Source organism: Pantoea sp. BL1, from assembly GCF_000963985.1.
Lineage (GTDB): Bacteria > Pseudomonadota > Gammaproteobacteria > Enterobacterales > Enterobacteriaceae > Pantoea > Pantoea rwandensis_B.
The window spans coordinates 194082-210021 of the sequence record NZ_JZRH01000001.1; the positions used below are offsets into that span (position 1 = coordinate 194082).

Annotated in this window: 16 protein-coding genes; 4 read left to right on the forward strand and 12 right to left on the reverse strand. The window is 55.8% G+C overall.

The window, feature by feature from the left end:
* Positions 1-34: 34 nt before the first annotated feature.
* The 9 genes from VH86_RS00920 to VH86_RS00960 form a co-directional block, all read right to left on the reverse strand.
* The gene (locus tag VH86_RS00920; protein WP_045831600.1) at positions 35-1627 is read right to left on the reverse strand and encodes a diguanylate cyclase; all 1593 of its coding nucleotides are present in this window, start codon (positions 1625-1627) and stop codon (positions 35-37) included.
* Between the two features lie 165 nt (positions 1628-1792).
* On the reverse strand, positions 1793-2623 hold the full coding sequence (locus VH86_RS00925; protein WP_045831601.1) for a phosphodiesterase: 831 nt from the start codon (positions 2621-2623) through the stop codon (positions 1793-1795).
* Positions 2624-2634: 11 nt separating this feature from the next.
* Positions 2635-3624, reverse strand: coding sequence for an ABC transporter ATP-binding protein (locus VH86_RS00930; protein WP_045831602.1), 990 nt, complete (start codon positions 3622-3624; stop codon positions 2635-2637).
* Positions 3621-4433 carry an ABC transporter permease gene (locus VH86_RS00935; protein WP_034825754.1) on the reverse strand — a complete coding sequence of 271 codons (813 nt, stop codon included), beginning with the start codon at positions 4431-4433 and terminating at the stop codon, positions 3621-3623. The genes VH86_RS00930 and VH86_RS00935 overlap by 4 nt, the downstream gene beginning before the upstream one ends.
* On the reverse strand, positions 4430-5296 hold the full coding sequence (locus tag VH86_RS00940; RefSeq protein ID WP_045831603.1) for an ABC transporter permease: 867 nt from the start codon (positions 5294-5296) through the stop codon (positions 4430-4432). Before VH86_RS00940 ends, VH86_RS00935 begins: the two co-directional genes overlap by 4 nt.
* A 2-nt stretch (positions 5297-5298) precedes the next feature.
* The gene (locus VH86_RS00945; protein WP_231647072.1) at positions 5299-6303 is read right to left on the reverse strand and encodes an ABC transporter substrate-binding protein; all 1005 of its coding nucleotides are present in this window, start codon (positions 6301-6303) and stop codon (positions 5299-5301) included.
* Between the two features lie 39 nt (positions 6304-6342).
* Positions 6343-7338 (reverse strand): substrate-binding domain-containing protein, encoded by a 996-nt coding sequence (locus VH86_RS00950; protein WP_038645473.1) that lies wholly within the window; start codon positions 7336-7338, stop codon positions 6343-6345.
* A gap of 126 nt (positions 7339-7464) precedes the next feature.
* Positions 7465-8073: a DsrE family protein gene (locus VH86_RS00955; protein WP_038645471.1), complete on the reverse strand. Its 609-nt coding sequence runs from the start codon at positions 8071-8073 to the stop codon at positions 7465-7467.
* Between the two features lie 34 nt (positions 8074-8107).
* Positions 8108-8713, reverse strand: coding sequence for a DsrE family protein (locus VH86_RS00960; protein WP_045831605.1), 606 nt, complete (start codon positions 8711-8713; stop codon positions 8108-8110).
* A gap of 639 nt (positions 8714-9352) precedes the next feature.
* Between VH86_RS00960 and VH86_RS00965 the strand changes: the two genes are divergently transcribed.
* Positions 9353-10816: a M48 family metallopeptidase gene (locus VH86_RS00965; protein WP_045831606.1), complete on the forward strand. Its 1464-nt coding sequence runs from the start codon at positions 9353-9355 to the stop codon at positions 10814-10816.
* A 5-nt stretch (positions 10817-10821) separates the two neighbouring features.
* Entirely contained in the window at positions 10822-11169 is a 348-nt protein-coding gene (arsC, locus tag VH86_RS00970; RefSeq protein WP_045831607.1) for an arsenate reductase (glutaredoxin), read from the forward strand.
* Here arsC and hda read toward each other — a convergent pair.
* The 3 genes from hda to upp all read right to left on the reverse strand — a co-directional run bounded on the left by hda (position 11166) and on the right by upp (position 13944).
* Entirely contained in the window at positions 11166-11867 is a 702-nt protein-coding gene (gene hda, locus VH86_RS00975; protein ID WP_034825971.1) for a DnaA inactivator Hda, read from the reverse strand. The genes arsC and hda overlap by 4 nt on opposite strands.
* Positions 11868-11960: 93 nt before the next feature.
* Complete coding sequence (uraA, locus tag VH86_RS00980; RefSeq protein ID WP_045831608.1) at positions 11961-13244, reverse strand: uracil permease; 1284 nt, start codon at positions 13242-13244, stop codon at positions 11961-11963.
* Positions 13245-13317: 73 nt separating this feature from the next.
* Complete coding sequence (upp, locus tag VH86_RS00985) at positions 13318-13944, reverse strand: uracil phosphoribosyltransferase (protein ID WP_034825735.1); 627 nt, start codon at positions 13942-13944, stop codon at positions 13318-13320.
* 239 nt (positions 13945-14183) lie between these two features.
* On the opposite strand from upp, the gene purM reads away from it, so the two are divergent.
* Both purM and purN read left to right on the forward strand, forming a co-directional pair.
* Positions 14184-15224, forward strand: coding sequence for a phosphoribosylformylglycinamidine cyclo-ligase (gene purM / locus VH86_RS00990; protein ID WP_034825969.1), 1041 nt, complete (start codon positions 14184-14186; stop codon positions 15222-15224).
* Positions 15221-15859, forward strand: a complete 639-nt coding sequence (gene purN, locus VH86_RS00995; protein ID WP_045831609.1) for a phosphoribosylglycinamide formyltransferase — start codon at positions 15221-15223, stop codon at positions 15857-15859. Before purM ends, purN begins: the two co-directional genes overlap by 4 nt.
* Positions 15860-15940: the final 81 nt, after the last annotated feature.

A 15940-nucleotide genomic window follows, 5' to 3' on the forward strand; every position in this document is an offset into this window, starting at 1 on the left:
GATAGGGCCGCCATTTAGGTCGACCCTTGCGGCACTAGCGGGTAATACTGCTCACCAGCGCGTCCTGGCCGGCAATCATCACACAGTTACGTCCGGCATTTTTCGCCTGATAGAGTGCAGCATCCGCCTGTTTCAGGCTCACATCTTGCGGCTCGTTATCGGCTTCCCAATGTGCGATGCCCACTGAGAGCGTGATATGCCCAACATGGTCAATCCAGCTCTCGGCAATGCTGGTGCGCACGCGCTCGGCAATCACCCGCGCTTCTTCCGTCGAGGTGGCTGGCAGCAGCATCAGAAACTCCTCGCCGCCGTTACGGCACACCACGTCGGTCTGGCGCGCACTGTTACGCAGGGTTCGCGCCACCTGTTTGATCACTTCGTCACCGACATCATGGCCGAAGTTGTCATTCACCCGCTTGAAATGGTCGATATCCAGCGCCAGCACCGCAAAGGGCTGACGCATGGTTTCGAAGTAATCCAGCACCGCACTCAGGCCCCGGCGGTTAAGCAAACTGGTCATCGGATCGGTTTGTACTTCCGATTTCAGCCGACCGATTTTGTCCTGTACCAGTCCGATCCCGGTGAGCAAGGCGCGCTTCACCTGAGCCGCTTCGAAGTACCAGGCACGAATGCCGCCAATTTCACCCGATACGCCCTGGGTATCCATCTGACTGGCTTTACGCGCCAGCTGCCATAGCGGTAAGGCAATCAGACGGGCGAAGATCACCGCCATTAGTAAGGTCAGGAGCGCAAACGGCACAGAATTTTTCAACACCTTCAGCAGCAAACCAGAGAGCGGTTGCAGGGTGACGTCCGTTGGCTTAAGTGCCACCACCATCCAGCCGGTGGTTGGCACGATGGCGTAACCCACCAGTTTCGCCGTATCCTCTTCTTTGACCTGCACCTCGCCATTGGTGCTCTCATTGCGTTGACGCTCGCTGACGATTTCCGGTGCAGTTTTGCCTATCAGCTGACTGTTCTGGTGATAAAGCACCTGATTGTTGCGATCCAGTACATAGACGCGCGTGCCATCCCGGTAGAATTGCTCACCGAGTAAGGCATTAAGAATACTTTTCTTCTTCAGATAGATGGTGCCACCCACATAGCCGAGGTAGCGCCCTTCGTTGCTCCAGATCGGCCAGGAGACAAACACAATCAGATTGTTGGCCGCTGAAATTGTCGGCTTACTCACCATCGGTTGACGCTGTGCCAGCGCCTCCCGTGAAGCCTGGCTGGTGAGCTGCATACCTTTAAGCATCAGTGACTCAGGCGAAATCGCTTTGACTATCCCATTGGTGTCGACCACGGCAACGGAGTTAAAGCTATTGGTTTGCTCACGCAGACGGTTCACTTCCTGCTGCGCCAGCTCCGGATTATCAAAATCCTTGCCTAATTGGGTCGCGCTGTAATGCAACTGCGACTGCGCCAGCTGGAAAAAGACTTCTGTCGTCGCGGCGAGTTTAGTGGCATAGGCGCGGTTGGCCTCAAGGGTGCTTTCGATCAGCACCATACGCTGCACGCGCCAGGTGGCGTACAAGGTATTGGCGAGCGTAATGACGATGCTGGTGATTGCCAGCAACGCAATCAGCGTACGCAGGTCAGTTTTTGGCCGGATGCGCATCAGCATGACGCAACCGCCCTGGTGTGAAAATTCATCATTCGCGTGCCTGACAATATAGTTATAGTTGGACGAGCTACCCCTGGTGAGGGAACCGCCAATTGTACACCTGCAAACCAAATTGAGCACGAACCATCCTGTCAGACACGCGTAATTATTCAGCAAACGTTGGCGCTAATCGATCAGACCATTCGCATCATAGAACGGCCACGGGCCTGGATAATCGCCGATAGCGCACTGGTGCGTCGTCATACCTTGCTGAGGATGCCAGCGATGTAACAGGAAACCCGGCGGCTCCAGCACGAAATTCGCCGGACCATTTTCAGACAAATCAAAGGCCACCTGATGCGACACGCCTGGCGCAACGCAGGCTATCGTACCGGCAAAGCGCGCCTGCACCGAACGATGCAGATGGCCGCTCAGCACACGTTCAACCTGCGGATGCTGGCGGATAATCGCCGCCAGCGCGTCGGGATTGCGCAGCGGCTGCTTGTCCATATGACCAATGCCGGAGATCAAGGGTGGATGGTGCAGCATCACCAGCGTGGGTAATTGTGGTTCGCGCTCCAACTGCTCTTTCAGCCAGGCCAGCTGCGCTTCATCCACGTAACCCCACGGCTTTTGCGGCACGCTGGAATCCAGTGCCAGCAGCTGCACTCCTTTCACCTGCGCCTGCCAGTTTAGGGTTTCGCCACGTTGCAGATAGTGGTGATCCGGGAACGCCGCGCGTAACTGCTGGCGATCGTCGTGGTTGCCCGCCATCAGCATGTACGGCAGTTGCAGACGACGCAGCGCCGTCCGCAGCGTTTGATACTCTTCTGCGGTGCCAAAATCCACCAGATCGCCGGTGATCACCACAATATCCGGGCGCGGCGTCAAACGATTCAGGGTGTCGATGACCCGCAACAGCGCCGCCTGGGTGTCGACTTTTTTGTAAGACAGGCGACCGTTCGCCTTGATGTGTAAATCGCTAATTTGCGCGATCAGCGTCAATGCTTCAGACACGAATTTCTTCCTCAGGATGCAGAAAATTGCAGGGCGGCGTCTTGCGCCAGCGTCCAGCTCACCGGTTGCCCGGCATGCCAGGCTTCACGCGCATGGCGATCGACCTGAATCGGCATTGCAAGGCCGATGTCGATCATCAGCCGCTGCGACGCGCCTAAAAAGGTGCTGGCAAGGATAAAGCCCTGGCGTGCGTAGCGATTATCATCGGCGAGTAGCACATCTTCCGGACGACAGAAGCGCTGAGGATTGCCGCGCTTATCCACATCGACGCAGTTAATCGCCCCGACAAAATCCGCGACAAACTTCGAAGCAGGATGCTGATAGATATTTTGTGGCGTATCGATCTGCACCAGACGCCCCTGCTCCATCACCGCGATGCGATCGCCGAGCGCCATGGCTTCTTGCTGATCGTGCGTGACGTACACGGCGGTGATCGCCAGTTTCTTCAATAAGATGCCGATTTCCAGGCGCAGGCGATCGCGCAGACGTGCATCCAGCGCAGCCAGTGGCTCATCAAACAGCAGTACTTTGGGTCTGGCTGCCAGCGCACGCGCCAGCGCCACACGCTGTTTCTGTCCGCCGGAAAGCTTATCAATGCTGCGCTGCGACAAGGCGCTGAGATCCACCAGCTCCAGCATCTCCTGCACGCGCGCTTCACGCTCGGCACGCGCCACGCCCTGCACTTTCAAGCCGTAAGCCACGTTCTCGGCAACGTTAAGATTGGGAAACAGCGCATAGTTCTGGAACACCATGCCAACGTTGCGTTTCTCAATCGGCAACGCGGTGACGTTACGATCGTCGAACCACACCTCGCCGCCCGCATCGCAGCGCTCAAGCCCGCTGATGATGCGCAAGGTGGTGGTTTTTCCGCAGCCAGAAGGCCCGAGCAACACCAGGGTTTCCCCGGGATTCACGGTCAGATCGAGCGGATGCAGTGCCAGTTGGTGATTGAAGTGACGTGAACAACCGCGCAGCGTCACGGTAACGGCCGCAGGATTCATGCCGCCTCCTTGTTTTGGCGCGATACCGCGCGGTTAAGCCAGTGATTCACCGCATTCAGCATCAGCAGCAGCGGCAAGATCATCAGAATGAAAATCAGCGTATACGCAGAACCCACTTCCAGTCGCATCGAGGCGTAACTGTCCGCGAGGCCGACCGGCAGGGTTTTGGTCAGTGGCGTATGCAGCATCCAGGTGATGTTGAACTCCCCTACCGACAGGGTGATCACCATAAAGGCACCGGCCAGAATGCCGTTGCGGCAGTTGGGCACCACCACGGTAAAGAAGCGCTGCCACAGGCTGGCACCGAGGCTGGCGGACGCTTCTTCCAGACGCGGCATATCGATCGCCTGCATCACCGCCAGCACCGGTCGCATCATAAACGGCAGCGTGAACAGCACGTGACCAATCAGAATAAACACCCAACTGTCACGCAGGCCGGAAAACTGGCCGTAAAGCAGAATGATGCCGAGCGCAGTGGCTAAGCCGGGCAGCGCCACGGGCAACATCAGGCACTCTTCAATACGTGCTGCCCAGCGGCCGGGCGCTTTCAATAAACCCCACGCGGCTGGCACGCCAATCACCAGAGTGACCAGCAAGCAGAACAGCGCTATCAGCAACGACAGCCAAAAGGTGTCGGCATACATTTCCCACACTTGCTCAACCCATTTCAGGGTCAAACCGCTGCGCAGGCCGATAAAGTAGTTATTGGTGACACCTGCCAGCATCGACAGCACCACCGGCACGATCATAAACAGCGCGGTGAGCGTGGTGACCAGCAGCTGCAGGCTAAACAATCCGCGACGATTCATGCTGCCCCCTTGTGTGCCAGACGGCGCGCCAGCATGAGCGCCAGCCAGGCGACCGCGCCCATGACCACCGACAGCGCCGCCGCCGTAGCGAAGTTAGCGTAGTTAGTAAATTCGCCATAAATGGTCAGCGGTAACACCGCCAAATTGGTGCCGAGGGTAAAAGCGGTACCAAACGCGCCCATGCTGGTGGCGAAACAGAGTGCGCCGGTCGAGAGCAACGCCGGCTGCAAACCCGGCACAATCACATCCCAGGTAATGCGCCACTGGCTGGCACCGAGTGAACGTGCCGCCTCCTCCAGCGAACGGTCAAGTTTTTCACTGGCCGCGACGAGCGTGACGATGGCGCGCGGCAGCGAGAAATAGAGATAGCCAATAAATAGGCCGGTCAGTGAGTAAGCCAGCGTCCAGCGCTCGTGCACCAGGCTCATGCTAATTTGCGCCAGCAAGCCCTGACGGCCAGCCAGCATCACCACCAGAAAACCGACCACGACGCCGGGAAAGGCCAGCGGGAAGGTCAATAAGGCGAGCAAAGTGCCGCGCCCCGCAAAGCGTTGACGCGCCAAAAAACAGCCGACAACAGCAGCAATCACCAGCGTCACGAGCGTCACGAGCGTGACAGCCAATGACAACAACACGGTATTTAACAGACTGAACAGGTAATTGGGCTGACTGATCACCGTCCAGTAGCCACTGTGCTGTGTGGTGCGATCGTTCTGCATACCGATTTGCAGCAGACGGGCAAACGGCAGCAACCAGAAGGCACAGAAAAACAGCAGTGCGGGCAGCGTCAGCCATAGCCAGCGGCTGCCCGGCAAAGTGCGAGCCTGGCGGCGTGAAGCCGCCAGGGTGTCGGAAATCGACATGATCAGTGGATCTCGCTCAGGTACTTAGCAGAGAAGGCTTTCTGCGCATCGGCCATCTGCTGATAGTCGACAGTTTGGGCGCGGGCGTAGTCGCTATCCGGCAGGAAGAATTTTTTCGCTTCGGGTGACATCGCTGAAGTACGCACCGGGCGCAGGAAGGCATTGGCCCAGATCGCCTGACCTTTGTCCGACAGCACATAATCGATCACTTTCTTGCCGTTGGCTTCGTGTGGCGCGTTCTTCACCAGGCTGATGACATAAGGAACCGTCACCGTGCCCTCTTTCGGGATCACAAACGCGACGTTGGCGTGATCTTTATATTTGGCGCGATAAGCATTGAAGTCGTAGTCGAGCAGAATCGGGATTTCGCCAGAGAGCAGGCGCGCGTAGGCAGTTTGCTTCGGTACGATTGGCTGGTTGGCCTGCAACTTCTTGAACCAGTTCAGTGCAGGCGTGAAGTCCTGCATGTTGCTGCCTTTCGCCTGGTTAACGGCCACCGCCGCCACATAGCCGACAAAGGCGCTGGCCGGGTCGAGGTAGCCAATCATCCCTTTGTACTCTGGTTTCAGCAGGTCATCCCAGGATTGTGGCACTGGCGCGCCGCCGAGCGCATCCACGTTGACCATAAAGCCCATGGTGCCCGAGTGCAGCGCGACCCATTTACCGTTCGGATCTTTCATTCCGGCTGGGATGTCATCCCAGTGTGCGGGCTTATAGCCGGTGATGACGCCCGCGCTATCGGCCTGGATGCCGAAACTGACGCCGTAATACACCACATCTGCCACCGGATTGCCCCTCTCCGCCACCATTTGCGCCAGCGCCTGGCCGGAGTTTTTGTTGTCTTGTGGCACGGTGATGCCGATATCTTTGGCAATGGCTTTGAGCTGTGTGCCCCAGTCAGCCCACTCGGGCGGACAGTTGTAGCAGATCGCGGTTTCGGCGGCCTGCGTCATCATACTGAACAGCGAACCGGCGGTCAGCGCGATCGCTCCTGCAAAAATTTTCATTTTTCGTTGGAATTTCATGGTGGTTCCCTGGTGTTGGTATCAAAAAGCGGTGGCTGGCGCGGCGATACTCTCACCGCTCCGCAACCGATGGGCCAGCACGCGGGTGCCGCGACTGGCTTGTTGTAACAACATATCGATGGCACAGGCACCGAGCATGTCGGCTGGCTGAGTGACGCTCGCCAGTGACGGCGCAATCTGCTCGCCAATATCGATGCCGTCGAAGCCCATCACCGAAAGTTGCTGCGGGATGCGTACACCGGCACGCGCCGCCGCACCAATCAGGCTGATGGCGAGCAAATCATTGGTACATATCACCGCCGTCAGCGGTGCTGCGCCCTGCAACTGCGGTTGCAGCAGCGCGAAATCAGAATGGGTATGGCTGGTCATCTCAATCACCGGCAGTGCAGACAGCCCGGCGCTGTGCATAGCGTCGCCATAGCCCTGATAGCGCAGGCGCGCACGATCCGATTGCAGCATCGGCCCGGCGACCATACCGATATGGCGATGCCCGAGAGACAGCAAATGTTCTGTGGCTTCACGCATCGCCTGCCGGTTGTCGACGCAAATGGCGGGCCAGTGACTTTGCTGAGGGACGTTGTGCGCCAACACAAACGGCATGCTGGCTTCATGCAACGTCGTCAGGACCGCGCTGTTATCCGCATCGGCCACGGTCAACACCAATCCCGCCACGCGCTGGCGCAGCATATGTTCGACAATCGCCGCTTCACGCTCTGGCTGGTAATCACTGGTCGCTACCAGCAAACCGTATCCGGCCGCGCGCGCCTGACGCTCCATCGCTTGTAACTGGCGTGAGAAAATCGGGTTAAGCAGCGAAGGCAGCAGCACACCCAGCGTGGTGGAGCTTTGCGTACGCAGTTGACGTGCAATGTGATTGGGGCGAAATCCGAGTTGCTCTGATGCCGCCAACACCTTTTCCAGCGTGTCAGGCCGTAACAGATGGGGATCAGAAAATGCGCGTGCAGCGGTAGCGCGAGATACGCCAGCCAGCTTTGCCACACTGATTAAATCGGACATGTTCGCCTCGTAAATGAGCAATGAGATCGATCTCATTGGCGCTTAAAGTAGCGGCGAACTGTGACAGCAACATCGCGGAGAGATGACGAAAAAATGACAGCAGCGCGAACTGCTGTCAGGCAGGAATTACAACATCAGGAAGGCGTAACCTTCGTTTTGCAACGAGGCAACCGTGGTACCGCTGGAGAGGGTGTGCGTCACGCGGGTATCGATCCAGTCCCGCTGTAGCTGATGGAAGGCCACCGACTGATCGCAGATTGTCACCTTCACACCCGCCTGCTTCAACTCATCGATCAATTTCAGGTTCGGGTTATCTGTGCCGTAAGCTTTGCGGAATTGATCGTTATTCAGCGCGGCAGGCACGGCATCGCTGTTGATTGACACCACAAAATTCAGCTGATTGAGCGGCACCCCGGCAGCGTAATAAAGGTTGGTGACACGCGCCACGCGTTCCAGTCCGAGGTTAGGTTGACGCACATCCCCTTCCGTGCGGTTGATCTGAAAAACGATCTTATTGCTCAGGCCTGGTGTATTCGCGGGGTTGTAATCCGGCGTATTCACAAAATGGATTTTGCCGTAGCCCGCGATGGCTGGCGTGCTCCAGAAGTCCGCTGGCTCGCTTTTGTTGTCAGCAAACTTGCTGCTGACCTTATCCACCAGCTCTGGAAGCTGTAACACATTACCGCCCACGAAACCCGCCAGTGCGGCGATGACAATATAGGACGCTGGACGCATTTCACTTCTCCTCGATAGAAGACCCTAAGCCCAATTACATTTGCAGGAAGGCATAACCCTGATTTTCCAGCGTCGACACTGTGGTCGGACTGGACAACGCATGAATAACCGATTGATCAATCCAGTCTTTCGGGAAGTGATGGAACGCCACTGACTGATCGCACACCGACACTTTGACGCCTAATTTGTTGAGCTCGCCGATCAGCGCCAGGTTGGGGTTGTCAGCTTTGTAGAATTGCTGGAAATGCGCGTTATCCAGCATGGCAGGCGTGGCATCTCCGGTCACAGAGACCACAAAGTGCAACTGATCGGCTGGCACGCCTGAAGCGATGTAGAGATTGACGACGCGGGCGACGCGCTCCAGCCCAAGATTAGGCCGCTTCATGTCCCCTTCGCTTTTGGTGATTTGAAACACCACTTTGTTGCTCAGCCCGACGACCGGTTTAAAGGCGGCATCAGATTCGTAATGGATTTTGCCGTAACCATCGACAGCAGGCGTGCTCCAGAACCCGTCCGGATCGGTTGGCTCGGCAGAAAAATGGCCCACCACTCGCTGATAAATATCATCACTTTTGCTGACGGTGGCGCCAACAAACCCACCCACGATCGCAATCAGGGCGTAAGAGACAACAGAACGCATAAAAACTCTCCGGCATGCACTGCGCTAATTCACAGTCCGTTTGAATAAAGTGCCTTATCTATATCACAGCGTGAGCAGGGCAAAAGTCCTGCAGTTTTGGCCTGTCCGGGGTTTTCATTGCGGAAATAATAATTAGTCAGGCTAATTGAATAATGCTTTCGATTGAGCCGAAGAGATGCCTAAAAAAATAACTGGCTTGAATCGACAGCTATCTGTTTAGGTTTTATCAAGCCAGTGGCGCTGAAAATATAACCATACTTAACTAAAATTTCGGCGACCCAATAAAAAATCACCATTAAAATCACTGATGGATAAAACAGGCCAGTTCACTGTTTTGACGTTTGTTTTTCAGAGTAAACCTGGAAAAGTTCATGCCAGATTCAATTATTTTGAGCAACTTTACGTAACTTTAACTTCTGAACCTGTAAAAGCGCTAATCTGGTCGTGGCGGACTATTCAATTTTTTGCTGCAATCAGCGCCCGCTGTAGCCATTTTTTCATTTTAAGTCTGTGTCGCTTCTTCATTTGCTTGTTACCACGCGCTGGTTAAGATAGAAGCGCTGCGTCAAAGGAAAGAACGCGCAGAACATTTGAACGACTTACCTGTCCAATTGCAGGTGACTTTTACAGGATCAAGGCATGTTTAACCGGTTGAAAAAATCAGTGCTGGCGGCCCTTATTCCTACGCTGCTGCTGACGCCCGCGCTCTCCGTGCGCGCGGACGTGAGTGATAATCTGCCCGATATGGGAACCACAGCGGGTTCGACGCTATCCATTAATCAGGAATTACAAATTGGCGACTTCTACGTGCGCCAACTGCGCGCCAGTGCGCCGCTGATTAACGATCCGCTATTAAATCAATACATCAATGAGTTAGGGCAGCGCCTGGTGGCGCATGCCAATTCGGTGCGCACGCCGTTTCACTTCTTTCTCATTCAGAATGACGAACTTAACGCGTTCGCCTTTTTCGGCGGCAACGTTGTGCTGCATTCATCATTGTTCCGCTACACCGATAACGAAAGCCAACTGGCGTCGGTGATGGCGCACGAAATTTCCCACGTCACCCAACGTCATCTGGCACGTGCGATGGAAGAGCAGAAGCGTAATGCGCCCCTCACCTGGGTGGGTGCATTGGGGTCGATTCTGCTGGCCATTGCCAGCCCACAAGTCGGGATGGCAGCATTGACCGGTACATTGGCGGGCACGCAGCAGGGCATGATCAGCTTCACTCAAGCCAACGAGCAAGAAGCCGACCGTATCGGCATTCAGGTGCTGCAACGCGCCGGTTTCGATCCGCAGGCGATGCCGAGTTTCCTGCAAAAGCTCGCCGATCAAAGCCGCTTCTCTTCTAAACCTCCGGAAATTTTGCTCACTCACCCCTTACCGGATAGCCGTTTAGCCGATGCGCGTAACCGTGCCAACCAAATGCGCCCGGTGGTGGTTCAGTCATCTGAAGGCTTCTATATGGCGAAGGTGCGCTCGTTGGGCATGTATGCCACGGGCCGTAATCAGCTGACCGATGATCTATTAAATGAATACGCTAAAGGGAATTCGCGTGAGCAGATGGCGTCGCAATATGGCAAAGCAGTGCAGTTCCTGCAGGCGAAAAGCTTCGACAGTGCGAAAAAAATCATCAGCCCGATGCTGGCGAAACAGCCGGATAACGTCTGGTTGCTGGATATCATGACGGATATCGACATCGGTCTGAACCAGCCTCAGCAGGCGATCAACATGCTAACCAGTGCCAAAGGTAGCAGCACCAATCCGGTGCTACAGCTCAACCTCGCTAACGCTTATGTCGAGGCGAAACAGCCCGCTAACGCCACGCGCATCCTCAATCGTTATACCTTTGCCCATCCCGATGACGTCAATGCCTGGGATTTGCTGGCACAAGCCTCGGCGGCACAGGGATTACGGGATGAGGAGTTGTCGGCACGAGCGGAAGGATTAGCACTCAATGGCCAGCTCGATCAGGCGATCACCACCCTGAGCAGTGCCAGCGCCCAGGTGCCACTCGGCAGCCTGAAACAGGCACGTTACGATGCACGTATCGATCAGTTCCGCGAACTGCAGAAGCGGTTCCGTCAGTATCAGAAAGGATAAAAATAATGGTGAGCATTTATCACAACCCGCGTTGCAGCAAGAGCCGCGAAACCCTGGCGCTGTTGCAGGATAAAGGCATTGAACCTGAAGTGGTGCTGTATCTTGAGACACCACCTGACGTGCAGACGCTGAAAAAACTGCTGCGGCAGCTAGGCATGAGCAGTGCGCGCGACCTGATGCGCCGTAAAGAAGACCTCTATAAAGAGCTGAATTTGGCCGACGTGCAGTTGAGTGAAGCGCAGTTGCTCCAGGCGATGGTGGACAATCCCAAACTGATTGAACGTCCCATCGTGATCAACGGTGACCAGGCGCGTATTGGTCGTCCACCTGAAGCGGTGCTGGAGATTATTTAAAGCCCCAGCGCTTCTTTCACAAAGGGAATGGTGAGCTTGCGTTGCGCGCTGATAGAGGCGCGATCCAATCGATCAAGCGTATCAAACAGCGTGCGCATTTCGCGGTCGAGGCGTTTCAGCAGGAAGCGCCCGACATCTTCCGGTAACTCAAAACCACGCAACCCCGCACGCAACTGCATCGCCTGGAGTTTGTCTTCATCAGACAGCGGTTGTAAGCGATAAATCTGGCCCCAGTCGAGACGTGATGCAAGATCGGGCAGTGCAAGATTGAGCTGACGCGGAGGACGATCGCCAGTGATCAACAAACGCGTTTTGCCGATTTCAAGAATGCGATTGTAGAGATCGAAAATCGCCATCTCCCACTCCGCATCACCGGCAATGCATTCGATATTATCGATACACACCAGCGCCAGATTCTCCATGCCATCCAACACTTCCGGCACGAACCAGGTGCGCTTATCCAGCGGAACATAACCTACCGCTTCACCACGCGCCGACATCTCTGCGCAGGCCGCGTGTAACAGGTGGCTGCGGCCGCCGCCTTCGCGTGACCAGAAATAGAGATAGCTGCCGTGCTGCTGAGAAAGTGCGCCTTGCAGCGCCGCCAGCAAAGACGGATTTTCCCCCGGCCAGAAACTGGCAAAGGTTTCATCATCGGGTAAATAGAGTGGCAGTGAAAGCTGTGCCGGCGTGTTCAGAAGTACCTCAACGGATGAGCAGGCAGAAAACGGCGCAAGTTTATCACGATCCTTGCAAGAGATGAACCAGGCTTCCCTGCCCGGCAAAGCGCATTAACTTTCGCGCTTTTCTTCGGCATCCAGTACCACTTCCTCGGGCCGTAACAGATTGATTACGCGGAAAATCAGTGCCAACGCGACGCCAACGATAGTGGCCAGCGCCATGCCTTTCAGTTCTGCAGCGCCGATATGCACTTTCGCGCCGCTGACGCCGATGATCAGGATCACCGAGGTCAGGATCAGATTCTGCGCTTTGTTGTAATCCACTTTAGATTCAATTAATACGCGAATACCGGAAGCCCCGATCACCCCGTACAACAGCAGAGAAACACCCCCCATTACCGGTACCGGGATCGCCTGAATCGCGGCCGCCAGTTTACCGACGCAAGAGAGTAGAATCGCGAAGATCGCCGCCCCGCCAATCACCCAGGTGCTGTATACGCGGGTAATCGCCATCACGCCGATGTTCTCACCGTAAGTGGTGTTTGGCGTGGAACCGAAGAAACCGGAGATCATGGTGGACAAGCCGTTAGCAAACATCGAGCGATGCAGGCCGGGATCGCGAATCAGATCTTTTTTCACGATATTGGCGGTAACGACTAAGTGGCCAACGTGCTCAGCGATCACCACGAGCGCCGCAGGCAGGATGGTCAACATCGCGGCCCATTCGAAGCACGGCGTGTAGAAGGTTGGCAGTGCAAACCACGGCGCATCGGCGACCGATTGCCAGTTCACAATGCCCATAAAGGATGAGAGCGCGTAGCCTGCCAGCACACCAATCAGAATCGGGATGATGGCGAGGAAGCCGCGGAACAGCACGGAACCAAACACCGTGACCGCCAGCGTCACCATGGAAATGATGATGGTTTTACTGTCAGGTGACGTGCCATCGGCTGGCAGCAGACCGGCCATATTGGCCGCCACGCCCGCCAGTTCCAAACCGATCACCGCAACAATTGCGCCCATCGCGGCGGGGGGGAACATCACGTCAAGCCAGCCGGTGCCGGCTTTTTTGACAATCAACGCCACCACGCAGAACAGGAAACCACAGAGAATAAAGCCGCCGAGCGCCACTTCATAACCCAGTGGCAACAGCAGCAGCACCGGTGAAATAAACGCAAAGCTCGAACCTAAATACGCCGGGATTTTGCCTTTACAGATAAACAGATACAGCAACGTACCGACGCCGTTGAACAGCAGCACGGTGGCCGGGTTGATATGGAACAGAATTGGCACCAGCACTGTGGCACCAAACATGGCGAACAGGTGTTGCAGGCTGAGTGGAATGGTTTGCAGCAGCGGTGGACGTTCGTCAACCCCAATCGCGCGACGAGTCATTGATATCCCCTTGAGTTGTGTTTTATTTTTTTGCCAAAAAAAAGCCGACTCTCTGGCCGGCTGTATGCTTTATTTATTTCGTTCCGAAGATCTTATCGCCGGCGTCGCCGAGACCCGGAATGATATAGCCCTTCTCGTTCAATCCCTGATCGATTGACGCGGTATAAAGCTCAACGTCTGGATGCGCTTTTTCCAACGCCGCAATCCCTTCTGGCGCCGCCACCAGCACCAACACTTTAATGCTGTTGCAGCCCGCTTTTTTCAGCAGGTCGATGGTTGCGATCATCGAACCACCGGTCGCCAGCATCGGGTCAACCACCAGCGCCAGACGCTCTTCGATGTTTGACACCAGCTTCTGGAAATAAGGAACCGGCTCCAGCGTCTCTTCGTCACGATAAACACCAACGACACTGATGCGCGCGCTTGGCACGTGTTCCAGCACGCCTTCCATCATGCCGAGGCCGGCACGCAGGATCGGCACCACGGTGATTTTTTTGCCTTTGATTTGATCGACATCAACCGGGCCGTTCCAGCCTTCGATGGTGACGCGCTCGGTGGCCAGATCGGCGGTGGCTTCATAAGTCAGCAGGCTGCCGACTTCAGAGGCCAGCTCGCGGAAGCGTTTGGTGCTGATATCATGCTCACGCATCAGGCCCAGTTTATGTTTGACCAGCGGGTGTTTGACTTCCACGATCTTCATGATTGTTCTCCCGGAATTGAGTTGAGCTAAAAAAAATCGCCGGATTATACCGCCTTTTTGCCGCTGCGCCACTTGTCATTGGTCAATGGCTTAGCGCGATCCGCGTGATCATAAGGATTGGCGAAAAATCAGCGCTGTGCAAAGCGGCATGAGATGGGACTCGCAAACGTTTGCCTGCACTGGTAGAATTAGCGCGCTTAATTTTTGCCACCAACCGCAATTCGCGTGGGGATTCCGCAGTGACCGACAAAACCTCTCTCAGCTACAAAGACGCCGGTGTTGATATCGATGCTGGTAACGATCTGGTTGACCGTATTAAAGGCGTAGTAAAGAAAACTCGTCGCCCGGAAGTGATGGGTGGACTGGGTGGCTTTGGCGCGCTCTGTGCGCTGCCGCAGAAATACCGCGAGCCTGTGCTGGTCTCCGGAACCGATGGCGTCGGCACCAAGCTGCGTCTGGCGATGGATCTCAAACGTCATGACAGCATCGGCATCGATCTGGTTGCGATGTGTGTGAACGACCTGATTGTGCAAGGCGCTGAGCCGCTGTTCTTCCTCGACTACTACGCGACCGGCAAACTGGATGTGGATACCGCTTCTGCGGTGATCACCGGCATCGCCGAAGGTTGCCTGCAGTCAGGTTGTGCGCTGGTCGGCGGTGAAACCGCTGAGATGCCAGGCATGTACCACGGTGAAGACTACGACGTGGCCGGTTTCTGCGTCGGCGTGGTGGAAAAATCAGAAATCATTGACGGTTCGAAAGTGCAGGACGGCGACGTGCTGATCGCACTGGGCTCAAGCGGCCCGCATTCGAACGGTTATTCGCTGGTGCGTAAGATTCTGGAAGTCAGCCAGACTGATCCAGAAACCAAACAGCTGGATGGCAAACCACTGGCCGATCACCTGCTGGCACCGACTCGCATCTACGTGAAAAATATCCTCAGCCTGATCGAACAGGTGGATGTGCACGCAATTTCTCACCTGACCGGTGGCGGCTTCTGGGAGAACATCCCACGCGTGTTGCCAGACAATACTCAGGCGGTGATTGACGAGAAGAGCTGGCAGTGGCCGTCCGTGTTCAGCTGGTTACAGCAGGCAGGCAACGTCAGCCGTCATGAAATGTATCGTACCTTCAACTGCGGCGTGGGCATGATCATCGCGCTGAGCCCGGCCGATGCCGATAAAGCGGTACAGCTGATGACCGACGCTGGCGAACAGGCGTGGAAAATCGGCGTGATTAAAGCCTCTGACTCAGAAGAGCGAGTGGTTATTAATCCATGAAAAAACTGGTTGTACTGATCTCCGGTAACGGAAGCAATCTTCAGTCCATCCTCGACGCCTGCGCAAGCGGGCGTATCAACGGCAGCGTCGCTGCCGTTTTCAGTAATAAAGCCTCAGCGTTTGGTTTGACGCGTGCGCAGGAAGCCAGCGTACCGGGTCATAGCCTCGCCGCCAGTGACTTTGCCGACCGCGATGCATTTGACCGCCAACTGATGCAGGAAATCGATGCCTATGCACCCGACCTGGTGGTGCTGGCCGGTTACATGCGCATTCTCAGTCAGGCGTTTGTCGCGCATTATCACGACCGGTTGGTGAACATCCATCCGTCGCTGCTGCCGAAATATCCCGGACTGCATACCCATCGTCAGGCGCTAGAGAATGGTGATGAAGAACACGGTACGTCGGTGCACTTTGTTACTGACGAACTGGATGGCGGACCGGTGATTTTGCAGGCGCGCGTTCCGGTATTTGCTGAAGATGATGAAGAAGAGATCACCTCACGCGTGCAGCATCAGGAGCATGCGATTTATCCGCTGGTGATCAGCTGGTTCGTCGATGGACGCTTGCAGATGCGTGATGGAAAAGCCTGGCTGAATGGGCAACCGCTGCCACCGCAGGGTTACGCACACGACTGATTTTCACCTTTTTCAGCCGCTTGCAGACACGTTGCCCCGCTTAATTCACCCCAGTCACTGGCTGATGTCAGCGCCTGGGGC

Coding starts and splice junctions, on each gene's coding strand:
- VH86_RS00920 (WP_045831600.1), bottom strand. CDS start 1,627: ATGCTGATGCGCATCCGGCCAAAAACTGACCTGCGTACGCTGATTGCG.
- VH86_RS00930 (WP_045831602.1), bottom strand. CDS start 3,624: ATGAATCCTGCGGCCGTTACCGTGACGCTGCGCGGTTGTTCACGTCAC.
- VH86_RS00935 (WP_034825754.1), bottom strand. CDS start 4,433: ATGAATCGTCGCGGATTGTTTAGCCTGCAGCTGCTGGTCACCACGCTC.
- VH86_RS00940 (WP_045831603.1), bottom strand. CDS start 5,296: ATGTCGATTTCCGACACCCTGGCGGCTTCACGCCGCCAGGCTCGCACT.
- VH86_RS00945 (WP_231647072.1), bottom strand. CDS start 6,303: ATGAAAATTTTTGCAGGAGCGATCGCGCTGACCGCCGGTTCGCTGTTC.
- VH86_RS00950 (WP_038645473.1), bottom strand. CDS start 7,338: ATGTCCGATTTAATCAGTGTGGCAAAGCTGGCTGGCGTATCTCGCGCT.
- VH86_RS00955 (WP_038645471.1), bottom strand. CDS start 8,073: ATGCGTCCAGCGTCCTATATTGTCATCGCCGCACTGGCGGGTTTCGTG.
- VH86_RS00960 (WP_045831605.1), bottom strand. CDS start 8,713: ATGCGTTCTGTTGTCTCTTACGCCCTGATTGCGATCGTGGGTGGGTTT.
- VH86_RS00965 (WP_045831606.1), top strand. CDS start 9,353: ATGTTTAACCGGTTGAAAAAATCAGTGCTGGCGGCCCTTATTCCTACG.
- arsC (WP_045831607.1), top strand. CDS start 10,822: ATGGTGAGCATTTATCACAACCCGCGTTGCAGCAAGAGCCGCGAAACC.
- uraA (WP_045831608.1), bottom strand. CDS start 13,244: ATGACTCGTCGCGCGATTGGGGTTGACGAACGTCCACCGCTGCTGCAA.
- upp (WP_034825735.1), bottom strand. CDS start 13,944: ATGAAGATCGTGGAAGTCAAACACCCGCTGGTCAAACATAAACTGGGC.
- purN (WP_045831609.1), top strand. CDS start 15,221: ATGAAAAAACTGGTTGTACTGATCTCCGGTAACGGAAGCAATCTTCAG.